30 protein-coding genes are annotated in these 20298 nt (G+C 45.2%); 19 read left to right on the forward strand and 11 right to left on the reverse strand.

The annotated features are described in order from the left end of the window. From F6K46_RS21415 to zds, 3 genes are all read left to right on the forward strand, one after another. A partial coding sequence (locus F6K46_RS21415) for a hypothetical protein (protein WP_293117321.1) occupies nt 1-229 on the forward strand: 229 nt, incomplete at its 5' end. Between the two features lie 514 nt (nt 230-743). Further along, entirely contained in the window at nt 744-890 is a 147-nt protein-coding gene (locus tag F6K46_RS21420; protein WP_293068821.1) for a hypothetical protein, read from the forward strand. 32 nt (nt 891-922) lie between these two features. Beyond that, a complete protein-coding gene (zds, locus tag F6K46_RS21425) occupies nt 923-2359 on the forward strand; it encodes a 9,9'-di-cis-zeta-carotene desaturase (RefSeq protein WP_293068818.1) in 1437 nt (478 codons plus the stop codon). Here zds and F6K46_RS21430 read toward each other — a convergent pair. After that, nucleotides 2352-2642, reverse strand: coding sequence for a hypothetical protein (locus F6K46_RS21430; RefSeq protein WP_293068442.1), 291 nt, complete (start codon nt 2640-2642; stop codon nt 2352-2354). The genes zds and F6K46_RS21430 overlap by 8 nt on opposite strands. Before the next feature lie 25 nt (nt 2643-2667). Between F6K46_RS21430 and F6K46_RS21435 the strand changes: the two genes are divergently transcribed. Further along, on the forward strand, nt 2668-3108 hold the full coding sequence (locus F6K46_RS21435) for an SRPBCC family protein (RefSeq protein ID WP_293068445.1): 441 nt from the start codon (nt 2668-2670) through the stop codon (nt 3106-3108). 327 nt (nt 3109-3435) lie between these two features. Here F6K46_RS21435 and lipA read toward each other — a convergent pair whose 3' ends face one another. Then, nucleotides 3436-4344: a lipoyl synthase gene (gene lipA / locus F6K46_RS21440; RefSeq protein ID WP_293068448.1), complete on the reverse strand. Its 909-nt coding sequence runs from the start codon at nt 4342-4344 to the stop codon at nt 3436-3438. Here lipA and F6K46_RS21445 point away from each other — a divergent pair. From F6K46_RS21445 to F6K46_RS21455, 3 genes are all read left to right on the forward strand, one after another. Next, on the forward strand, nt 4343-4477 hold the full coding sequence (locus tag F6K46_RS21445; RefSeq protein ID WP_269086952.1) for a hypothetical protein: 135 nt from the start codon (nt 4343-4345) through the stop codon (nt 4475-4477). The genes lipA and F6K46_RS21445 overlap by 2 nt on opposite strands. A gap of 259 nt (nt 4478-4736) precedes the next feature. Further along, nucleotides 4737-5045, forward strand: a complete 309-nt coding sequence (locus F6K46_RS21450; RefSeq protein ID WP_293117324.1) for a hypothetical protein — start codon at nt 4737-4739, stop codon at nt 5043-5045. A 26-nt stretch (nt 5046-5071) separates the two neighbouring features. Continuing rightward, a complete protein-coding gene (locus tag F6K46_RS21455; RefSeq protein ID WP_293068454.1) occupies nt 5072-5206 on the forward strand; it encodes a hypothetical protein in 135 nt (44 codons plus the stop codon). A gap of 84 nt (nt 5207-5290) precedes the next feature. Here F6K46_RS21455 and F6K46_RS40210 read toward each other — a convergent pair whose 3' ends face one another. After that, entirely contained in the window at nt 5291-5452 is a 162-nt protein-coding gene (locus tag F6K46_RS40210) for a cyanobactin class RiPP (RefSeq protein WP_366510885.1), read from the reverse strand. Nucleotides 5453-5479: 27 nt separating this feature from the next. Between F6K46_RS40210 and F6K46_RS21460 the strand changes: the two genes are divergently transcribed. Then, nucleotides 5480-5632, forward strand: a complete 153-nt coding sequence (locus F6K46_RS21460; RefSeq protein WP_293068457.1) for a hypothetical protein — start codon at nt 5480-5482, stop codon at nt 5630-5632. On the opposite strand, the gene F6K46_RS21465 is transcribed toward F6K46_RS21460, so the two are convergent. Further along, nucleotides 5627-6004 (reverse strand): four helix bundle protein, encoded by a 378-nt coding sequence (locus F6K46_RS21465; protein WP_293068460.1) that lies wholly within the window; start codon nt 6002-6004, stop codon nt 5627-5629. The two genes, F6K46_RS21460 and F6K46_RS21465, sit on opposite strands and share 6 nt — an antisense overlap. A 176-nt stretch (nt 6005-6180) precedes the next feature. Between F6K46_RS21465 and F6K46_RS21470 the strand changes: the two genes are divergently transcribed. Both F6K46_RS21470 and F6K46_RS21475 read left to right on the forward strand, forming a co-directional pair. Beyond that, the gene (locus tag F6K46_RS21470) at nt 6181-6342 is read left to right on the forward strand and encodes a hypothetical protein (protein WP_293068463.1); all 162 of its coding nucleotides are present in this window, start codon (nt 6181-6183) and stop codon (nt 6340-6342) included. 36 nt (nt 6343-6378) lie between these two features. Further along, nucleotides 6379-6621, forward strand: coding sequence for a hypothetical protein (locus F6K46_RS21475; RefSeq protein ID WP_293117327.1), 243 nt, complete (start codon nt 6379-6381; stop codon nt 6619-6621). On the opposite strand, the gene F6K46_RS21480 is transcribed toward F6K46_RS21475, so the two are convergent. After that, nucleotides 6582-7268 carry a TIGR04283 family arsenosugar biosynthesis glycosyltransferase gene (locus tag F6K46_RS21480; protein ID WP_075901236.1) on the reverse strand — a complete coding sequence of 229 codons (687 nt, stop codon included), beginning with the start codon at nt 7266-7268 and terminating at the stop codon, nt 6582-6584. The genes F6K46_RS21475 and F6K46_RS21480 overlap by 40 nt on opposite strands. A 139-nt stretch (nt 7269-7407) precedes the next feature. Here F6K46_RS21480 and F6K46_RS21485 point away from each other — a divergent pair, with 139 nt between their 5' ends. Then, nucleotides 7408-7542 (forward strand): hypothetical protein, encoded by a 135-nt coding sequence (locus F6K46_RS21485; protein WP_293054748.1) that lies wholly within the window; start codon nt 7408-7410, stop codon nt 7540-7542. A gap of 179 nt (nt 7543-7721) precedes the next feature. Then, entirely contained in the window at nt 7722-8309 is a 588-nt protein-coding gene (locus tag F6K46_RS21490) for an IS607 family transposase (protein WP_075901240.1), read from the forward strand. Nucleotides 8310-8353: 44 nt separating this feature from the next. On the opposite strand, the gene F6K46_RS21495 is transcribed toward F6K46_RS21490, so the two are convergent. Then, nucleotides 8354-8512, reverse strand: coding sequence for a hypothetical protein (locus F6K46_RS21495; RefSeq protein ID WP_293054749.1), 159 nt, complete (start codon nt 8510-8512; stop codon nt 8354-8356). On the opposite strand from F6K46_RS21495, the gene F6K46_RS21500 reads away from it, so the two are divergent. Further along, the gene (locus F6K46_RS21500; protein ID WP_293054750.1) at nt 8503-8736 is read left to right on the forward strand and encodes a hypothetical protein; all 234 of its coding nucleotides are present in this window, start codon (nt 8503-8505) and stop codon (nt 8734-8736) included. The two genes, F6K46_RS21495 and F6K46_RS21500, sit on opposite strands and share 10 nt — an antisense overlap. Here the strand turns inward: F6K46_RS21500 and F6K46_RS21505 are convergent. Then, entirely contained in the window at nt 8666-9412 is a 747-nt protein-coding gene (locus tag F6K46_RS21505; protein WP_366510684.1) for a TIGR04282 family arsenosugar biosynthesis glycosyltransferase, read from the reverse strand. The two genes, F6K46_RS21500 and F6K46_RS21505, sit on opposite strands and share 71 nt — an antisense overlap. Before the next feature lie 91 nt (nt 9413-9503). Between F6K46_RS21505 and F6K46_RS21510 the strand changes: the two genes are divergently transcribed. After that, complete coding sequence (locus tag F6K46_RS21510; RefSeq protein ID WP_293054751.1) at nt 9504-9653, forward strand: hypothetical protein; 150 nt, start codon at nt 9504-9506, stop codon at nt 9651-9653. A gap of 1 nt (nt 9654) precedes the next feature. On the opposite strand, the gene F6K46_RS21515 is transcribed toward F6K46_RS21510, so the two are convergent. Next, nucleotides 9655-10512: an AAA family ATPase gene (locus F6K46_RS21515; RefSeq protein ID WP_293054752.1), complete on the reverse strand. Its 858-nt coding sequence runs from the start codon at nt 10510-10512 to the stop codon at nt 9655-9657. 20 nt (nt 10513-10532) lie between these two features. On the opposite strand from F6K46_RS21515, the gene F6K46_RS21520 reads away from it, so the two are divergent. Beyond that, nucleotides 10533-11435 carry a ParA family protein gene (locus F6K46_RS21520; protein WP_365975242.1) on the forward strand — a complete coding sequence of 301 codons (903 nt, stop codon included), beginning with the start codon at nt 10533-10535 and terminating at the stop codon, nt 11433-11435. Here the strand turns inward: F6K46_RS21520 and F6K46_RS21525 are convergent. After that, complete coding sequence (locus F6K46_RS21525; protein ID WP_158069447.1) at nt 11400-11552, reverse strand: hypothetical protein; 153 nt, start codon at nt 11550-11552, stop codon at nt 11400-11402. The two genes, F6K46_RS21520 and F6K46_RS21525, sit on opposite strands and share 36 nt — an antisense overlap. 104 nt (nt 11553-11656) lie before the next feature. Here F6K46_RS21525 and F6K46_RS21530 point away from each other — a divergent pair, with 104 nt between their 5' ends. Beyond that, nucleotides 11657-12133, forward strand: a complete 477-nt coding sequence (locus tag F6K46_RS21530) for a TspO/MBR family protein (protein WP_293054753.1) — start codon at nt 11657-11659, stop codon at nt 12131-12133. Nucleotides 12134-12401: 268 nt separating this feature from the next. Here F6K46_RS21530 and F6K46_RS21535 read toward each other — a convergent pair whose 3' ends face one another. Continuing rightward, nucleotides 12402-13121, reverse strand: coding sequence for a pentapeptide repeat-containing protein (locus tag F6K46_RS21535; protein ID WP_293054754.1), 720 nt, complete (start codon nt 13119-13121; stop codon nt 12402-12404). A 418-nt stretch (nt 13122-13539) separates the two neighbouring features. Between F6K46_RS21535 and F6K46_RS21540 the strand changes: the two genes are divergently transcribed. Both F6K46_RS21540 and F6K46_RS21545 read left to right on the forward strand, forming a co-directional pair. Further along, entirely contained in the window at nt 13540-15864 is a 2325-nt protein-coding gene (locus F6K46_RS21540; protein WP_293054755.1) for a serine/threonine phosphatase, read from the forward strand. Between the two features lie 236 nt (nt 15865-16100). After that, nucleotides 16101-17324 (forward strand): protein kinase, encoded by a 1224-nt coding sequence (locus tag F6K46_RS21545; protein WP_293054756.1) that lies wholly within the window; start codon nt 16101-16103, stop codon nt 17322-17324. A gap of 434 nt (nt 17325-17758) precedes the next feature. Here the strand turns inward: F6K46_RS21545 and F6K46_RS21550 are convergent, their stop codons facing one another. Continuing rightward, nucleotides 17759-17977, reverse strand: coding sequence for a DUF4327 family protein (locus F6K46_RS21550; protein ID WP_008181701.1), 219 nt, complete (start codon nt 17975-17977; stop codon nt 17759-17761). 272 nt (nt 17978-18249) lie between these two features. On the opposite strand from F6K46_RS21550, the gene F6K46_RS21555 reads away from it, so the two are divergent. Then, the gene (locus tag F6K46_RS21555) at nt 18250-20187 is read left to right on the forward strand and encodes a S9 family peptidase (protein ID WP_293054757.1); all 1938 of its coding nucleotides are present in this window, start codon (nt 18250-18252) and stop codon (nt 20185-20187) included. Nucleotides 20188-20298: the final 111 nt, after the last annotated feature.

Genomic DNA, 20298 nt, shown 5'->3' on the forward strand with positions numbered 1-20298 from the left:
TATTATTAGGGTGAAAGACAAAGATAATAGGCAAAAGGCAAGAGGCAAGAGGAAAGAGGCAAGAGGCAAGAGGCAAAAGGCAAAAGGCAAGAGGCAAGAGGCAAGAGGCAAGAGGCAAGAGGCAAGAGGCAAGAGGCAAGAGGCAAGAGGCAAGAGGCAAGAGGCAAAAGGCAATATTAAAGATAGTTTTCAGGGAATCAGTGTCCCAAAAAACTGTACCTCTTATTAAGTCATAAAAACGCTATAAAAGAAATGATGATGAAGATAAATCGTAGGGTGGGCAGTGCTCGAAACCGATCAGTAAGCCATGTCATCGGGGGAAAACACTGCCCACCGACAGGAAATTGACTGGGCTACTCCACCGCACTCAAACGCGATTGGCCGTAGGCCACGCTACGCGAACGCACTAAATTTTTAATAATATTAAGGAGCGTAGGGTAGGCTGTGCTCAAAACCGATCAGATTAGCTTTTCATCGGAGGAAAACACTGCCCACCACCAACAAAAAAAGGAAAAAAAAATTTACTTCTCTAAATCATAACACAATTGATCCCACTGGTGGGCAGTGCTGGCGGACTAATTCAAAAGCTGATCATCGGCAAGGTCAGCACTGCCGAGCCTACTGTGCTGATCTAAAAAGCGAACGCACTGGTGGGCAGTGCTGGCGGACTAATTGAAAAGCTGATCATCGGCAAGGTCAGCACTGCCGAGCCTACTGTGCTGATCTAAAAAGCGAACGCACTGGTGGGCAGTGCTGGCGGACTAATTGAAAAGCTGATCATCGACAAAGTAAGCACTGCCCACCCTACATCTCCCGACTCCCGACTCCCGACTCCCGACTCCCGATTCCCGACTCCCCACTCCCGACTCCCCACTCCCGGAATATATTAAAATCTGTAAAGAAACTGAAAGGATAAGGGAGAATGCGCTTAGCAATCGTTGGTGCGGGGCTCGCGGGCATGGCCACAGCAGTAGAATTAGTGGATGCTGGTCATGAGGTGGAAATTTTTGAATCCCGTCCCTTTGTGGGGGGAAAGGTTGGCAGCTGGGTAGATAAGGATGGCAATCACATCGAAATGGGGTTGCATGTCTTCTTTGGCTGCTATTACAACCTGTTTGACCTGATGAAGAAGGTGGGAGCGTTCCAGTTTCTGCGCCTGAAGGAGCATACTCACACCTTTATTAATCAGGATGGACGCAAGGGTGAGCTAGACTTTCGCTTCCTTACTGGTGCTCCCTTTAATGGCCTAAAAGCTTTTTTCACCACCTCCCAGCTCTCCCTCCAGGATAAGCTGCAAAACTCCATTGCTCTGGGGATTAGCCCTCTGGTGCGTGGCTTGATAGATTTCGATGGCGCAATGAAAACGATTCGTGACCTAGATGCGGTCAGTTTCGCTGATTGGTTTCGCGGTCATGGTGGTTCCGACGGTAGTTTAAAGCGGATGTGGAATCCTATTGCCTATGCTCTGGGTTTCATCGATACCGAGAATATTTCTGCCCGTTGTATGCTAACCATATTCCAGTTATTTGCCGCTAGAACCGAAGCATCGGTACTACGAATGCTGGAAGGCTCTCCTCATGAGTACCTCCATAAACCAATTATTAACTATTTAGAGGAAAGAGGAGCAAAAATCCACACTCGCCGCCAAGTCAGGGAAATTCTGTTTACCGAAACCCCAGAGGAAACCCGAGTCACTGGTTTAGTGATTGCCAAAGGGGAAACCGAAGAAACCATTACCGCTGATGCCTATGTCTGTGCGGTTGATGTGCCTGGTGTTCAACGGCTGTTACCGAAATCATGGCGCAAGTGGTCCGATTTCGATAATATCTACAAGCTGGATACGGTACCAGTGGCCACGGTCCAACTACGATTTGATGGCTGGGTCACAGAGCTTCATGATGCCGAGAAACGCCAGCAACTCCAAGAAGCAGCAGGGATGGATAATCTACTGTATACTCCCGATGCTGACTTTTCCTGCTTTGCTGATTTAGCTCTCACTAGTCCTGGTGACTATTACAAAGCGGGGGAAGGGTCACTGATGCAGTTGGTACTAACTCCAGGAGACCCATTTATCCGACAAAGTAATGATGCGATCGCAAAACATGTGCTTCACCAAGTCCATAACTTGTTTCCCTCCTCACGAGACTTGACCATGACCTGGTATAGTGTCGTAAAACTCGCTCAGTCTCTATACCGAGAAGCCCCTGGCATGGACCCCTATCGCCCTAACCAAAAGACCCCAATCCCTAATTTTTTCCTAGCCGGTAGCTATACCCAACAAGACTATATCGATAGTATGGAAGGAGCTACCCTATCCGGGCGTCGTGCTGCTAAGGCGATTGAGTCTTTGGTTAATTGAGGGAATCGGGAGTAGGGAATCGGGAATCGGGAATCGGGAATCGGGAATCGGGAATCGGGAATCGGGAATCGGGAATCGGGAATCGGGAGTAGGGAATCGGGAATCGTGGACAATAATTCACGACGAAAACAGTATCAGAAAACCACTTTTGCCAGAGGTCTACTCTTAATAAAAATCTCCCCCATCTCCCCATTTCACCATTTCCCCATCTCCCCACACTCCCGACTCCCAACTCCCGACTCCCGACTCCCGACTCCCGATTCCCGACTCCCGATATAATCACTAAAACTTGAGGAATCTAAAAGCCCATGTCTGATTGGCTGGAACATAGTGTACAAGTTGAAGTAGAAGTTCCCATTGAGTTAGCGTGGGAGCTTTGGTCTGATTTAGAGCAAATGCCCCGGTGGATGAAGTGGATTGATTCAGTAGAAGTCCTAAAAGAGGATCCTGATTTATCCCGGTGGAAACTTGCCAATATGGGCTTTGAGTTTAGCTGGCTCTCTCGAATTCTGAAATTAGTTCCACATCAGATTATTCAGTGGGAATCAGTAGATGGTTTGCCCAATCGAGGTGCAGTGCGCTTCTACGACCGTAAAGATAGCAGTATCGTTAAGCTGACCATTGCTTACGCAATTCCCGGCATTCTTGGTCAGTTAATGGATAACTTATTTTTAGGTAACTTAGTTGAGTCTACTATCCAGGAAGATTTAGAACGATTCCGGGATTATGCTCTGAAGGTTAAAGGGTAGCAATGGGGAGTCGGGAATCGGGAGTCGGGAATCGGGAGTCGGGAATCGGGAGTGGCTCTATGGTAGAAACGCGCTGATCCCTATGGTTGTCAGTCTCCAAAAACATTTGCCATTTATGATATAATCCAAACCTTTTGTATACTAAGCGTACCCAATTTTTTAATAACAAATACAACATCCACAACCCGAAAAATATATCTATTCCCGATTCCCGATTCCCTACTCCCGATTAGCTACTCCCTACCGATTCGATTCCCGATTCCCGATTCCCGATTCCCGATTCCCGATTCCCGATTCCCTAGAACTTAACAGTTGAACCTTCAACCTTCATGTTTCCCCAGCATGATAAGAACTACGAACCAAAGGACCGGAACGAACATGGGCAAATCCCATATCCCGTGCGATCGCACCTAGCTCATCAAACTCTTCCGGTGTCCAGTATTTTTGTACCGGCAGATGTTGGAGAGAGGGACGCATATATTGACCGAGGGTGATGCGATCGCATCCAATTTTACCTAAATCCGCCATCGCCTCAATCACTTCTGCTTTGGTTTCCCCATGGCCCAACATTAATCCGGACTTAGTGGGAATGGCGGGATTGAGTTGTTTGACAATGCTGAGCACATCAAGCGATCGCTGATATTGTGCTCCCCGGCGCACCTTGCCCTGTAACCGCTGCACTGTTTCAATATTGTGGTTGTAACAGGCTGGCTTGGCGTCAACCACCGTGGCTATCCGTTGCTGTTGCAACTCTGCTGAGGTTTGATCCTGCTCACCTTTACCCCCCCAGAAATCTGCCGTTAGCACTTCTATCTCAGTACCTGGATTGAGTTGGCGGATCGCATCCATAGTAGCGACAAACCAACCCGCACCCTGGTCTGGCAAATCATCCCGAGCCACAGAGGTCAGCACCACATACCGCAACCCCAATAACTGTACGGATTCCGCTACTTTCTGGGGCTCCTCTGGGTCAAGGGCCATGGGAGCATGACCTTTATCTACTTGACAAAATGCACAAGACCGTGTACACGTCGGTCCCATCAACAAAAATGTAGCAGTTTTCTGAGAATAGCACTCACCTCGGTTGGGGCAACGTCCCTCTTCACAAATGGTGTGAATCTGCCGTTGTTTAATAATCCGCTGCACCGTTGAGATGTCACTAGCATTACCAATCGGACGTCGCAACCAAGAGGGAAGTGCAGTAATTTCTGAACGCCATTGTTTTTGTGTAGTCATGGGGAGTAGGGAATCGGGAATCGGGAATCGGGAATCGGGAATCGGGAGTGTGGGGAGATGGGGAGATGGGGAGATAGGGAGATGGGGAGATGGGGAGAGGGGGAGATGGGGAGATGTAAGAAGTAGTTGCTGATCGATAAGAAGGTATCTTTAAAATGATTATTAAAAATGATTATTAGGCGCGCAAATGCCTATTATAGCGTTTCTAGGATTTATTATGAGGTACGCTTTTCAAGCTCAAAGTCCCCCTTATTAAGGGGGATTTAGGGGGATCTCTTTGTACCTCATGGCATAGAGAATTGCTATATACAGTATTTTTTAATCCTATCAGGTAAACAGGATTTTTGGTGTTGCTTAATATTGGAATAATTTTGGCGTTGCTGAATTAAGGAATGAAGGGCGATTATCTGATTTTATTGCAGCCCCCGTTGGTCCCCCAACTTTGGGGGACTTGTCTTGATGCAGTCGCTCATGGGGGAAACCCCCAAGACCGCGCTGCATCGCTTGATAGTTTTGTTCCCCCCAGAATTGGGGGGCTAGGGGGGCGAAACCATACTCAGAATCAGCAACGCCCTTACCTCTTACCTGCTCCCGATTCCCGATTCCCGATTCCCGATTCCCGATTCCCCACTCCCGACTCCCGACTCCCCCCTTCAAACAGAAAACCCCAACTAGGTGCCACTGGGGTAGTAGGCTCCTAGCTGGGGTTTCTCTATCAGAATCAAATGTGTCAAAAAAGTCTCACCAGGGCAAGGGTCGGGCAGGGGCGTGCCAGGTAACCGAAGACCCCGAAGTAGCCAGGGTTTCCCGCAAATTTATCGCAGCCAATCGACCGCCCAGCACCGATAAAAAAGACTTTTGAGGTAATTTCCATTAATTGTGATAGAGTGAGTACTACTCGTCCCCGTCCCCCGCAACAGGAGCAAAAGGACTACCCACAAACCAACTACAAATAACGTAAAACGACCTCATAAGCTGGGGTGATTGACCCACCACTCTGAAATAAGCCCTCCGTCAGGGCTGTTTCTTCCAAGCCAGGGATGGGCTTTGCGGTAGTGGAACGTACGATCGGGGATTTTTGCTTTGGCAATAAATTCTTTTTGCCCATAACAGCTACTCTCCATAAAGATTTTCTGTGGTCAGCATACCATTGGGTCTGGGGGTCGAGTCAAGTTGGCAAAACATTTCTTTACCTGAGTCGGGAATCGGGAATCGGGAGTCGGGAGTCGGGAATCGGGAATCGGGAATCGGGAATCGGGAATCGGGAATCGGGAATCGGGAATTATGAGTTATCTAGCAATGACCGAATCAGAGAACGTAGCATTCTTCCCAAAGCTTCACACTCATCTATAATCGGATTAATGGCTCCAGAAGTAGCCAGTTTCACTCTGACCGATAAGAAAAGATGGGTTTCCAATTCTTTGAGAGAGCCTTGAGCTATTCTGAGAAATTGAACATATTCTCCTCGATATTCTCGCCCATATCCCTCTGCAATATTAGCAGGAATTGATGCAGCTGCTCTCCTTATCTGTGCAGTCATCCCATACATTTCCTGTTTAGGGAATTCTCTGGTGATCACATAGCAACTCTCGGCCACATCCATTCCCTTTTGCCAAACTCGCAAATCTCGATAAGACTGAATTTGATTATAATTGCTCATGCTTAAACTAGAGTTCGGGAGTCGGGAGTCGGGAGTCGGGAGTCGGGAATCGGGAGTCGGGAATCGGGAGTAGCTCTATGATAGAAACGCGCTTATCCCTATGGTTGTCAGTCTCCAAAAACATTTGCCATTTATAAAATTATTAGCTTTTGTATACTAAGCGTTCCCACTATTTTTTGAAAATCACAAATACAACATCCACCACCCGAAAAATATACCGATTCCCAATTCCCCATTCCCGACTCCCGATTCCCGACTCCCGATTTCCGATTCCCGATTCCCGATTCCCGATTATGGTTGTCAGTCTCCGAAAACATTTGCAATTTATAAATTCATGACATTAGCTTTTGTATACTAAGCGTTCCCACTATTTTTTGAAAATCACAAATACAACATCCACCACCCGAAAAATATACCGATTCCCGATTCCCGACTCCCGACTCCCGATTCCCGACTCCCGATTCCCGACTCCCGATTCCCGACTCCCGATTCCCGACTCCCGATTCCCGACTCCCGACTCCCGATTCCCCACTCCCGATTCCCGATTCCCGATTCCCGATTCCCGATTCCCGATTCTTTACCCTTTTGCTCGACGATACCAACCCACAATCCGGTGAGGAGAAACCCCCAAATGATAGGCAACGATCACCATTTGGTTAATTAATGTCGTTTTCACAACCCCTAAGGTCTGCCAGCGGCGTCCTGATGTTAGCACAGGTTGATTAAGGATAGTTATTTTACCTAGGTGGCGGAGGCGTCGCATTAAGTCAAAATCTTCCATAATCGGTAGATTCAGAAAACCACCAAGGTCTGTAAACACCTTAGTTTTGATAAAGATGGCTTGATCACCGTAAGGCAGGGAGCAAAAACGCGATCGCAAATTCACCATCCGCTCAATCAGCCTTACCCCCCGCAGGTTAGCATCAATAGCTAATTCAAAAGCACCAGCCACGGTGTCATAGTCTTGTAACCCTTCGCGAACTAACGTATCAAATCCTGTTGGTAAACGGGTATCAGCATGGAGAAACAGCAGAATATCTCCCGTAGCCACCGCAGCACCAGCATTCATTTGACTAGCGCGACCGGTACCAGCAGCTATAATCTTAGCACCCAGTGATTGTGCGATCGCAACGGTTTCATCGTAACTGCCCCCATCTACCACAATCACTTCCACATTAGACGCTTCCCTAACCGTAGCCAAAGTATCAGCTATGTGACTAGCCTCATTGAGAACCGGGATGATAATTGAAATTTTTACTATCACGCAAGACGTTTAGGCATTGTTTCTGACAAATTAGCATCCCTGACTAGGGAATAACCATTTTTTTATTAATTTCTATCCATATCTAGACATTTATTACGTAATAGCGATATAATAAAAGGTAAACAGCATTCAGCGGTCAGTGGTCAGTGGTCAGTGGTCAGTGGTCAGTGGTCAGTGGTCAGTGGTCAGTGGTCAGCAGTCAGCAGTCAGCAGTCAGCAGTCAGCAGTCAGCAGTCAGCGGTCAGCTTATTTTATTCAAAAGCACCATCTGTAGTGTGGCACAGGCTACGTGGAATAGGCTTCTAGCCTGTGAACGAACAGACTTCGACGCTGTGACCACCTAACCCATAAGCTGACGGCTGATAGCTGATAGCTGATAGCTGATCACTGATAGCTGATCACTGATAGCTGATAGCTGATTAAACTCAATTCAAATAAGGTGAGAAATCCAACATGTCAGGGTTAACCATTAGTATTGGAGAAGCAGCCAGTGAGCTAGGGGTCTCAGTTAAAACCTTAAGGAGGTGGGCAGATGCAGGAAAAATTAGGTCACAACGTTCTCCCAGTGGCCATCGGCGATTTTATGTAGCCGATATCAAACACATTACACCACGGAATGTCGGTCAGATCGATGATCGGATAACCATTAACTATGCCCGTATTTCAAGTCAAGACCAAAAAGAAGATTTAGTCAAGCAAATCAAGATTTTAGAGTCTTTTAGTACTGCTAATGGTTGGCAGTATGAGACAATCCAGGATTCAGCTTCCGGAATCAATTCCCAAAATAAAGGCTTACAGAAACTGCTCAAGCGCATCATGCAGGGGAATGTTGGCAGAGTTGTCATTACTCACAAAGATAGGCTGCTTAGAGTTAGCGCTGAATTAGTCTTTGCTATGTGTGAAGAATTCAATACAGAAGTAATAATTATCAACAAGTCATCAGAAGACATCAGCGTTGAACAAGAATTAGTCAAAGACATGATGGAGCTGATTACAATCTTTTCAGAAAAACTAGAAAGTGCTAAGAGTTCCAGAACGTAAGCTATTAGCTAAGCGCGTTTGTATTTGGGTTGTGAATATAGGATTTAAGGTAAAAGGGAACAGGGAACAGGGAACAGGGAACAGTGATGATATTTGTCGCTTTCAGTACTGAAATTGATTGAAATAAAAAGGGAACAGGGAACAGGGAACAGGGAACAGTGATGATATTTGTCGCTTTCAGTACTGAAATTGATTGTTATCACTTAATACTGGTGTAAAATCTCATATAAACAGGATTTTTTCCCAACTCCCGATTCCCGATTCCCGATTCCCGATTCCCGATTCCCGATTCCCGATTCCCGATTCCCGACTCCCGATTCCCGATTCCCGATTCCCGATTCCCGATTCCCTACTCCCTACTCCCTACTCCCGATTCCCATCAAATTTGATACTACCGATAGATCCTCTGGCCGGTCAACATCAGTAAGCTGGGAAAGCATTGCCATAGTTAGGTTAAGACTCTTAGCAATATCCACCGTTTGCTGCAAAACCTCAGATGTTCCCCAACTGACTCCCACAAATAAATCTGGAATCAATCGACCTAGACCAATCAGATAGTAGCCGCCATCCTTGGCTGGTCCAAGTACTAAATCATGATTGTCTAAAGCCTCAAATGCCTGATTCATCACCGAACCATTCAAATCCGGGCAATCAATACCAATTATCACAACTTTGGTCATGCTTTCCGCAAAGGATAACTCAAACGCCGTTGTGATTCGCTTGCCCAAATCCCCATCACTCTGAGGCTTATAGACCAGATTCGAGCCTAACCAATCCTCCATTAGCTGTTGATTACCACCAGCAAAATGGATTTCTACAGACACAGGGCGACCAGTTATTAATTCCTTGACCTGGGCAACAGTATGTTCCGTCATCCGACGTTGAAGGTTGGCCGCACCATCCGCTCCTAGAGCTGGTATCATCCGGGTTTTAGTCTTTCCGGGCTCTGGATAGCGGCTGAAAATAATTAGGCGTTCTGTCAGTATCATTATATGAAGGGAACAGGGAATAGGGAACAGGGAATAGGGAATAGGGAATAGGGAATAGGGAGTCGGGAATCGGGAATCGGGAGTCGGGAGTCGGGAGTCGGGAGTCGGGGACAATAATTATCACAATTACTACACCGATTTTTATATAGTATTTATAATGCTATCACGAAAAATAATCTTAATTTATCATAACAGTAAAAACTCCTTGGATATCTTAACTACTGTTCCCTATTCCCTCTTACCTCTTCCCTGCTCCCTACTCCCTACCGATTCGATTCCCGATTCCCGATTCCCGATTCCCGATTCCCGATTTACCATCAATCCTATGTTCACCTATCAAATACAAACCCTATAGTTTACATGCCTATTTTTTCCAAAACTTCTTGGGCAAGAGACCTAAATTCTTCTGAAGCCATAGAATAGGGCTTATAATCCAAAACAGACACAGGAGACGGTATATCTTGATTGTCTACTTTTTCAACTTGTTCAGCACACTTTGCCAAATCATCTCGATCGAAAATAACACTCTTCATCACATCAAAGCCATATCGATCGGAAATTGCTTGTATCCGTTTTGGCAAGGTATGTTGTATGAACATGTTATTGGTTGCTATTTTAGAAGGCAGCACTCCCAAGACTTCAAGTGGCGGTTTAATGTTGATTTGTTTTCGATAGCCATTAATAGCTGTGATGAAATCTTTAACATTCAGTAAGCCTTGATTAGAAAAAGGCTTGAGGTCTGAAGGGATGATTAAATAGTCAGCAGTGATTAAAGCAATTCTGGCATATAAATTCCAAGAGGGCGGAGTATCAATAATTACCACATCATAGTAAGTTTTAACATCCTCTAGTTTATCCATCAGCATTAGGAAGCTAAAATCAAGCTGATTCATATCAAGCTCATATTTCATGAGATCGATGTGGGCAGGAACCACATCAATTTCTGGATTGCTGAATTCAGATTTTCTAGCTACTTCCGAGATTGAGAAGAATTCCTCAGATTGCAAAACATGGAGAATATTACAATCTTTGATATCATCAAATGCTTCGTCATGAAATTTAACCAGTCCGGTAGCAAAGGTAGCATTCGCTTGGCTATCAAGATCGATCACAAGCACTTTTTTGCGGTTTTTTCGGATAGCGGCCCCTAGGTTAACCACCGTCGTGGTTTTTCCGACGCCGCCTTTGTTATGGTATACTGCAATGACCTTCACGTTATTTTACCTCTTTCTTTTTGTCAAAACTGGGATACACCATTTCTATAGTCAATATGAAAGGCGGTGTTGGCAAGACTACCACCACCGTCAACCTTGCTACCTGTCTTGCCAAAGATTATGGCATGCGAGTATTAATCGTTGATCTCGATACCCAGATTAATGCTACCCTAAGCCTGATGCCTCCAGTGCAATTTGCTAAACTCAAGAAGGAAGACCGAACCTTAAAAAAAATAATTAATCAAGTCATTCAGTCACCCACTCAGGCATATATTCCCATTGAACAAGCGATTCAGCGCAATATTTGTCGAGTCGATGGACTAGATTTATTGCCAGGGGATATCGAAACCTACAATGATTTTCTATTGGCTGCATTGCTGTTTTCTCAGTCAAAGGATAATCCTCAAGAGTTTGAAAACAACTGGAATCAGCTAGAAAATTATTTAATTAAGCGTGCCCTTGAGCCAGTTCAACAAACCTACGATTTTATTCTATTGGATTTCCCCCCAAGTGAGAATATTATCACTCGTAGTGGAATTATTGCTAGTGATTTTTATCTCATTCCTGCCAAAGCTGAACCGTTATCAGTGGTTGGGATTGGCATCCTCCAAGAAGGTCAAATCAAAAAGCTGATAGAAAGCGATCGCTCTGGGATAACCCTGATTGGGATTCTGTTTTTCTCCCTTGGTCACGCCACCAATATGGCTACACAAGTCAAGAACCGATTGACTGATAATTTTGGGAAAGACAAAATTTTTAGTATAGAAATTCCCAGGAATGTTGCGGTTGCCAAAGCTGTGGATGAGTTTCGACCTGTGGTCATCAATGAACCCCAAGCAACTGGAGCCAAAGCCTTTACTCAATTCACTCAAGAATTTATCCAAAAATTATCGAATATTATAACAAATAAATCTAAGAAATAGTTGAGCACAAGGGTGGAATCGGGAATCGGGAATCGGGAGTCGGGAATCGGGAGTCGGGAGTCGGGAGTCGGGAGTCGGGAATCGGGAATCGGGAATCGGGAATCGGGAGTCGGGCATCGGGGGAAGAGAGGTAAGAGGTATTTTTCGATTAATTTGGTTTATTTTACGACATTTTTGCTGATTTTTGATGAAATTGGGAATTTAGGAGCAAGGCGAAAATCATGATTAAATCTTGGATGGTAATTGCAGCGGTAACCCTGCTAGTAGCATTCGCTGGTAACTTAATCACCAGACCCGAAGGAGTCAGATGGTTCTATCGCTTACGTCGTCCGCAATGGCTCACCTTCGAGAGAGCAATTCCCCTGATCTGGATAACTATCTTTATTTGCGGTGGTTGGTCAGCGTATATAGTTTGGGAAAATGACCCAGGTAGCCGAAGCACCTGGTTGTTGATGGGTTTATATCTACTACTAGAAATCATCACCATGGCTTATACACCAGTGATGTTCCTGTTTCGTAGCCTCACCGTTGGCACCATTATTGGTGGCACAGGTGCCTTTTTAAGTCTTATCCTGGCTTTACTGATTTATCCCGTATCCCTGGTGGCGTTTTTGTTACTACTTCCCTACATAATTTGGAGTCCGATTGGTACCTACACCACCTGGGAAATGAGGCGACTTAATCCAGGAGCAGCCTAATTTATTTGTAAGCATATGCGCTACGCGCAGGCTACGCCAACAGCTATCAGCTGTCAGCTGTCAGGTGACAGCTGACAGAGATTAAACCAATACTTACTTGTTTGATTCAAAAGCTGTTCGCGTAGCGTGGGCGTAGCTCATGAGATGATAGCACCTCAAGTAGCTCATTAGCACCTCAAGTAGCGTGGCCAAAGGCCTTTAGCTGATAGCTGATAGCTGATAGCTTACATTTATTGAATTTTAAGTTAATTTTCCCAGAAATAAGTAATCAGTAATCATCCGTTCCATAAACAGTTTTGCCATCAGGCATCACAGCAAATTGTAAATCAGCGCCTTTTAGATTAGTGCCTTTTAATACTGCATATTGCAAATTGGCGTAACGCAAATTTGCTTTATAAAGGTTAGCACCAGTGAGATTAGCCTCCCTCAAAATTGCACCATAAATACTAGCATGACTCAAGTCAGCATTCTCCATATTGGCACCAGTCAAGTCAGCTTCTCGAAGCTCAGTACGATTAAGAATAGCAGCAGTTAAATCAGCATTAGCCAATCGGATATTGAGGAGATTAGCATCACTGAGATCAGCACCTTTTAAGTTAGTATCTTTAAAGTCAGCGCCATCTAAGTCAGCAGACGTTAAATTGGCGTTTTCTAAACGAGCACCAATTAGTTTGGCATCTTTGAGCTTAGCATTCTCTAGGTTACTATCGGATAAGTTAGCTTGGCTAAAGTCAGCTCTGCTAAAGTCAAGTCCACTTAAGTCAAGTCCACTCAAATCAATACCGATGAGATCACACTCTACACAGCTCTTGTTTTTTAACATTAACTCAAGCTTTTTTGTCTTGGTTTGTTGATGTTGAATGGCTTTACTAGAGTTATCATTAGTTTTAGGGGGTTTGCTGAGCTGTTGCGCAGATGATAGATGCAGAGCAATTGGTATCGTTACCCCTAAGATTGCAGCAATGATTAAAGGTAGTTTAATGTTCATAAGCAAAAGCTTGCCCAGATTGACCTGAGAGTAGCCCTCTACTTAGAGAGATACAATAGATTATTAGCCCCTACCGGAATAAAAGTTTAAACTTTTGTATATAGCAATAGCAGCTGTTAGAGCTGTTTGCTGTATTAACAGGAGAGGCTTTGCCAGAACGGACCGATAATAGAGCTAGTTTGCAGTTGGCTTGCCCTCACCCTCTGCTCCCTGGTTAAACTATAGGTGTAGCCTAGAAAAAAAAATAGTTACTTAAAAAATTTATATTATTATAGCATAGAGCGTAAAAATTGGAATCAGGCTATGCTGCTAAAAGCTGCCATCATAGATGACAGCGTGGCCAACTAGATGGCAGTTAGATTAAATCTTAAAAGTTACCCACCAAAGCGCGGAATTTAAGGATTAAGGAAGTTCCATTATGTTAGTTTGTCCCCAGTGTCAGTTCGAGAACCCAAATACCAACAAGTTTTGTCAACGATGTGGAACTTCCCTAACCGATAAAAGTTGTGATAAATGCGCTACCCAAGTGCCCCTAAATGCTGAAACTTGTCAAAACTGCGGTGCCTTCACAGGAACGGTTTGGAGGGCAATTATTTCTAAGCAGCAAAATTCATCAACTTCTCCGCATGATTCTCCTCAAAGCCCGGTTGAGGTGTCAGACTCCTCAGCTGAGTGGGCTACCCCAGTAGCGGTATCACAACCACAGTCTGACCAGACTCAGAGGGAACTAACCAAGCCAGAATCATCTCTAGAAACAACACAAGAGTCGCTAACTGAATTGGATACTATACTAACTGAGTCAGGGGATGATGCTACCTTCTCCCCACCATCAACACTCTTGCCTGATGAAGCGTTGATAAACAACAGCAGTGGCTCAGATCAAGTGGAACTAGAATCTGGGGAGGAGCCATTACTAGAGATTACGCCCATACAGGAGAAACCTCAATCTACTGAAGCTTCGACCTGGTCAATTCCTAATCTCGAAAACCCAACTTCTCAGACAGCAAAAATTGTCTATCTAGACCAGGGTAAGCGTTACAGAGTACTAGAAGCTGAGAAACTAAGATATCAAATAGAGGAAAGTAAGACAACAGATAATAGTATCTTTGTAACAGTTTTGGACTGCCAACCGTTACAAAAGTCTCCCCTAGAAGCCCTGATTACTCAAACAAAATTGTCTCCAGAGAAATTTGATCTATCGACAACTCTAGAGCAGCCAAAACCTTCCTCGAAAGAAAACGTAGACGTTTGGAAAGTCCTAGATATCCCACAAAGTGCTAAACCCTATTTGGCTCTTAAGGACTTATGTTACCCTAGCGTGCCAGAAATTCATGATGTTTGGCAGCAAAATGGTAAGGTGATAATCCTGCTAGAAAACCGTTCAGAATGGCAGTTACTGAGTAATTTGTGGGGTTCTGAAGAGTTTTCTAAACTGCAAATTTTATACTGGCTCGATGAAATGGCAAAGCTTTGGCAAGCTCTAGAGCCTTGGCATTGTCGTCAGAGTTTGTTGGAACTGACGAATCTCCGGGTGGATGAAGACCAAGCACTAGGTTTGGAGCGTCTCTATCTCGAAAGGGAGGAAAATCCCCTAACCCTAGAGGATTTGGGACAACTGTGGCAACGATTATTTAACCAGTCCCAGCGAACCCAATTTACCTCCTTGTCAACGGTTGTCCGGCAGTTGTGTACTAAAGAAATTGAAACTATTGAGGAATTGCGATCGCATCTGCAAGGGATTGCTGACGAACAAGAATATGACCTATACGACTCCGGTATGCAATTAACTGAGGCTGTACTCTCAGAAATGGCAAGGGCAGACACTGAACCTCCTGATAGCGAAGAATTATTATCTGATCTATCCGCAAAAGAGCAACAAGGGGATGAAATGCCAACGGTACTGTTGCCAATGAGCTTGCAGAGTCTTGATGATCTCGGTATTACAGACATTGGTCATCAAAGAGATCATAATGAGGATTGTTTTGGCATCCAGACCCAAGTCAAAAAGCAGGAAAATCCTATTGGTCGAACTATACAAGGTCGTGGTTTATATATTCTCTGCGATGGCATGGGAGGGCATGCGGCTGGGGAAGTAGCCAGTTCTATGGCAGTAGAAGTACTCCAGAATTACTTTAAAGAAAATTGGCAAGACCAGTTTCCCACAGAAGATAGTCTCAGGAAATCCGTCTATGTAACAAATCAAGCGATTTTCGATATCAACCAAGAAAATGCTCGCTCTGGCAGTGGTCGAATGGGTACGACTCTAGTCATGATGTTGATTGAAAATACCAAGGTAGGGATTGTCCATGTCGGAGATAGTCGGGTCTATCGGCTAACTCGGAAACGAGGCTTAGAGCAAATCACTATAGACCACGAGGTGGGTCAACGAGAAATCCAGCACGGAGTAGATCCAGAGCTCGCTTACTCTCGCCCTGATGCCTATCAACTAACTCAAGCCCTTGGACCGCGTAGTGAGCAATTCCTAAATCCCGATGTGCAATTCATAGATATCGCAGAAGATAGTATATTCTTACTTTGTTCTGATGGTTTGTCAGATAATGACCTGTTGGAAAATCACTGGCAAACTCACTTAGCACCTTTACTCAGTTCCCGAGCTAGCCTCGATCAGGGTCTGGCTAACTTGATTGAGCTGGCAAATGAGCATAATGGTCACGACAACATTACACTAATCCTAGTTCGCGTGAAGGTGCGACCAAACTTGGCTCAACCAAGATTAAATTAGGTCATTAGTTATTTGTATGTGATTAGTCATTAGTTAGTTGTATTTCATTCGTCATTAGGTGATTAGTTGTTTGTGATTAGTCATTAGTCATTAGTTGTATGTGATTAGTAGCTGCCAGTAGATTCTGGTTAGTCACTTTGGACAAAGGACAAAACCGACAAAGAATCAAACCAACAAAGGATCAAACCAACAAAGGACAAAAGCGACAAAGGACTTTGGACAAAGGACAACTGACTATGGTCACACTGACCCTCTTAGATCCGTTAAGCCCCACTCCAGTGCAGCAGTGGAGCTTTCAGAGCAAATCTACGATTCGCATTGGTCGTGCTCCTGATAATGATGTGATTGTCGATGACCCGATCGTGTCACGACATCACCTGGAACTCAGGGCTAGTGCTTCCCCATCGGGTCCGATGTGGCAGTTGGTCAATCAGGGTGCCAATGGCACCTTCCTAAATGGTGTCTTGGTTTCCCAGGGGGTGCTGCCGGAAAAGGCTCTGATTCAGCTAGCCCAGAAAGGTCCACTGCTGCAATTCCAAGTTCAAACCCAGCAACTACCTGCCCTAGCACCCAAGCCCTTGGCTGAGACTACTAAGCCATGCCAACACCAAGGCAATGCACCAGGCAATTTGTTCTGTATTCACTGTGGTCAACCCTTGGTGCCAGTCGAGCGAGTCATTCGCAACTACCATGTTTTGCGAACCTTGGGACAGGGGGGAATGGGAACCACTTATCTTGCCTGGGACAAAGTTAACAGCAAAGATGGATACCCACTCCTACTAGTACTCAAGGAAATGAATGCTGATATGGCTCAAATTTCCAAGGCTCAAGAACTGTTTGAACGAGAGGCTCGCACCCTGAAAACCCTGAATCATCCCGGAATTCCCCAGTATTACGACTTTTTTGTGGAAGGGGGTAAAAAATACTTAGCAATGGCTCTGATTCACGGTGAGGATTTAGAAAAACGTGTCTTGAGCACTGGACCAGTCATCTTGCCCCAGGCAGTAGAGTGGATGATTCAAACTTGCGATATCTTAGACTACATCCACGATCGGCAGCCGCCTCTAATCCACCGAGACGTTAAGCCTGCGAATTTGATGGTACGCCATCGAGATAACCGAATTGTCATGTTGGATTTCGGTGCTGTTAAAGAAATTGGCACTATACCAGGTACACGGATTGGAGCGGAAGGATATAGCGCTCCTGAACAAGACCGAGGTCAGCCTTGCACTCAATCGGATCTTTACGCCATTGGCCCAACTTTAATCTTTCTGCTCACCGGGGAAGCGCCTCTAAAATATTATCAAAGGCGTAGTTCAGGATATCGGTTTGATGTATCAGGCGTTCCCACTGTTACTCCCCAATTAAGGAAAGTGATTGAGCGGGTTTGTCAACCAAGGGCTTGCGATCGCTACCAAACGGCAAAAGAACTTATGCAGGCTTTGGTTGCTTGTATTTAGGAGTCGGCGTCTTAGAATATGAGCAGAAATTTCACGGGCAGAATTTGGCGTAGTAGGCTAGTGATTAGGATAAGGAAAATCAGGGAATAAAGAAAGTATATACTCACCATACCGGCAGGTATTCCTGATCCATGACCAAGCTCCACCGATTGAAGCTTGGACGCCAAACGGAAGCGAAAGAACTCAGATCAAGTCCGGTTAATTACTTCTGACAATGGTTGATCCCCGTTGATCGCCTTTTGAAAATTGTTAATAGCTAATTGTTAATAGCTAATTTTCAATAGCTAATTAACCACTGACAACTTTCAATTCTCAATTTTCATTCTTACGAACAAAACAAATAGATGCCCGCTTCCTAGGCCGCGAGCAAACCCTCACGGCCTAGGGTCGCACCTGATGAGATATATAAGTACTTAACCTCAAATTGGATCAGATCATTCTTCGTCCCAGGCTTCCACAGCTAGTAAGTCACTGATCGGGTCTTGCATGGTAAACCCGAATTCAGTCAGTTCCTGTTTCCAGTAGGACCATTCATCCCCATAGAGCAGGGCAATTTTCCAAAGGCTGTCACTGGGTTTAATAATTTTGGATTCCGCCAGTGAACGCACATGGCGTTGCAACTTCACCATGGGGTGAGTAACTGTTTGAGTCATACTCTAAAATCTCTAAAATTCTGTTGTTAGATTGGCTTTTGCGAATACCTGAACTACAATGCTTCCCCTTTGCGGTAATGCGCCGATCTGTAGAGTTTTGTACGGCAAGGAAGCCCCTCTATACTCTTTTAGCGCAATCGGATGCATTTAAGCAAGTCCGATTTGGGTAAATGTACGGGAATCCCTACTTTAACGGGAACCATGGACACTTAGTCAGGTTATGATAGTACATATATCCTAAGCAAGTTAGAGGAAATAACAGCAGTTTTTCCATGACCCAACCAGCACACCTTGCCCCCTATGGTTCCTGGAAATCCCCTATTACCGCTGACATGATTGTTCAAGGCAGCGTTAGGTTGGGCAGCATAGCCCTTGATCAAAAGGATGTTTACTGGATTGAAGGGCGACCTGCAGAAGCTGGACGCAATGTAATCGTGCGACGCACCCCTGATGGCAAAAGTGTTGATCTGACTCCCGAGCCCTTCAATGCTCGGACTCGGATTAACGAGTATGGTGGTGCTGCTTTGGCTGTTAAGGATGGCACAATTTACTTCTCTAATTTTGCTGACCAACGTCTGTACCAACAAACCCCAAACTCCAAACCCCAACCTCTAACCCCTATAGCGAACTGGCGCTATGGTGATGGGGTAATTGACCAGGAGCGAGGACGTATAATCTGTGTGGGAGAAAACCACACAGTGGATGGGGAACCAGTCAATACCTTGGTTAGCATCAGCCTAGAAAACGGTGAAGATATTCAAGTGCTAGCCTCTGGCTGTGACTTTTACTCCTCGCCGCGCCTAAGTCCCGATTGCTCTAAACTGGCGTGGCTAAGCTGGAATCATCCCAATATGCCCTGGGATGGTACTCAACTCTGGGTAGCTCCAATCTTAACCGATGGTTCTCTAGGTGTTGCAGAGCCCATTGCTGGTGGGGTAGATGAGTCGGTATTTCAGCCAGAGTGGTCACCAGATGGTGTCCTTTACTTTGTTTGCGATCGCACTAATTGGTGGAATCTCTACCGCTGGCAACCAACCCAAGGGGAAATCGAACCCCTGTGTGAAATGGAAGCTGAGTTTGGACTACCCCAGTGGGTCTTTGGAATGTCTACTTATGGCTTTGATGGTGCCAATCGAATCATATGTACCTATACTCAGGCAGGAAACTGGCATTTAGCTAGTATTGACCTAAGAACGAAACAGCGGTCGGACATTGCTACACCATACACCAGTATTTCCGACCTAAAGGTAACTGATAATCAAGCGGTTTTTATCGCTGGTTCCGTAACAGAAGCAAGCGCTATTGTTCAGTTGGACTTGACAAATGGACAAATCAATGTATTAAGGAATAAGCGTGAGTTAGCTATCGATACTGGCTATCTATCGCGGCCTCAAGCGATCGCATTTCCCACCACTAATGGACTGACCGCCTATGGTTTATTTTACCCACCACAAAACAAAGACTACACCGCACCAACGTCCGAAAAACCACCCCTAATTGTTAAAAGCCACGGTGGACCTACGGCAGCGACTTCCAGTGCGTTTAACCTAAAAATTCAATACTGGACCTCTCGTGGTTTTGCCATGCTAGATGTCAACTATGGTGGGAGTACTGGCTATGGGCGGGACTATCGTCAGCGCCTGAAAAACAACTGGGGGATTGTAGATGTTGATGACTGCACCAATGGCGCGCAATACCTAGCTGAGCAAGGACTAGTTGATGGTGAGCGACTGGCAATTGCTGGGGGGAGTGCTGGGGGGTATACAACTCTAGCTGCTCTGACATTCCGAGATGTGTTTAAAGCTGGCGCTAGCTACTACGGTATCAGTGATTTGGAGGTACTAGCCAAGGATACCCACAAATTTGAGTCCCGGTATCTAGATGGCTTGATCGGTCCTTATCCAGAACGTAAAGATTTATATCAACAGCGATCGCCTATTCATTTCACAGACCAACTGTCGTGTCCTGTAATTTTCTTCCAGGGGCTAGAAGACAAGGTAGTTCCTCCTAGTCAAGCAGAAATGATGGTGGCAGCTTTGAAGGCTAAGGGGTTACCTGTAGCCTATGTCACCTATGAAGGGGAGCAACACGGTTTTCGTAAAGCAGAAACGATTAAACGGACTCTCGAAGGGGAGTTGTATTTTTATTCCCGGGTATTTGGATTTGACCTAGCAGAGGCGATAGACCCTCTAACTATTTATAATTATTAGTCATTATTGAATTACGTTAATGTGTAGACATGGCTCAAGACCTGCGAAGTAAGCCAATGTCGGTATTTGTCTATTGGTTTCGATATTATTGTTCACCATAAACTGATCAAC

It is taken from the genome of Moorena sp. SIO3E8, from assembly GCF_010692445.1.
Lineage (GTDB): Bacteria > Cyanobacteriota > Cyanobacteriia > Cyanobacteriales > Coleofasciculaceae > Moorena > Moorena bouillonii.

Excerpts from the sequence above, each read along its gene's own strand:
- F6K46_RS21450 (WP_293117324.1), top strand. The coding sequence starts at position 4,737 with ATGAAGGGCGATTATCTGATTTTATTGCAGCCCCCGTTGGTCCCCCAA.
- F6K46_RS21550 (WP_008181701.1), bottom strand. The coding sequence starts at position 17,977 with ATGACTCAAACAGTTACTCACCCCATGGTGAAGTTGCAACGCCATGTG.
- F6K46_RS21490 (WP_075901240.1), top strand. The coding sequence starts at position 7,722 with ATGTCAGGGTTAACCATTAGTATTGGAGAAGCAGCCAGTGAGCTAGGG.
- F6K46_RS21540 (WP_293054755.1), top strand. The coding sequence starts at position 13,540 with ATGTTAGTTTGTCCCCAGTGTCAGTTCGAGAACCCAAATACCAACAAG.
- F6K46_RS21445 (WP_269086952.1), top strand. The coding sequence starts at position 4,343 with ATGGGGAGTAGGGAATCGGGAATCGGGAATCGGGAATCGGGAATCGGG.
- F6K46_RS21530 (WP_293054753.1), top strand. The coding sequence starts at position 11,657 with ATGATTAAATCTTGGATGGTAATTGCAGCGGTAACCCTGCTAGTAGCA.
- zds (WP_293068818.1), top strand. The coding sequence starts at position 923 with ATGCGCTTAGCAATCGTTGGTGCGGGGCTCGCGGGCATGGCCACAGCA.
- F6K46_RS21545 (WP_293054756.1), top strand. The coding sequence starts at position 16,101 with ATGGTCACACTGACCCTCTTAGATCCGTTAAGCCCCACTCCAGTGCAG.
- F6K46_RS21535 (WP_293054754.1), bottom strand. The coding sequence starts at position 13,121 with ATGAACATTAAACTACCTTTAATCATTGCTGCAATCTTAGGGGTAACG.
- F6K46_RS40210 (WP_366510885.1), bottom strand. The coding sequence starts at position 5,452 with ATGGGCAAAAAGAATTTATTGCCAAAGCAAAAATCCCCGATCGTACGT.
- lipA (WP_293068448.1), bottom strand. The coding sequence starts at position 4,344 with ATGACTACACAAAAACAATGGCGTTCAGAAATTACTGCACTTCCCTCT.
- F6K46_RS21525 (WP_158069447.1), bottom strand. The coding sequence starts at position 11,552 with ATGCCCGACTCCCGATTCCCGATTCCCGATTCCCGATTCCCGACTCCC.
- F6K46_RS21465 (WP_293068460.1), bottom strand. The coding sequence starts at position 6,004 with ATGAGCAATTATAATCAAATTCAGTCTTATCGAGATTTGCGAGTTTGG.
- F6K46_RS21555 (WP_293054757.1), top strand. The coding sequence starts at position 18,250 with ATGACCCAACCAGCACACCTTGCCCCCTATGGTTCCTGGAAATCCCCT.
- F6K46_RS21435 (WP_293068445.1), top strand. The coding sequence starts at position 2,668 with ATGTCTGATTGGCTGGAACATAGTGTACAAGTTGAAGTAGAAGTTCCC.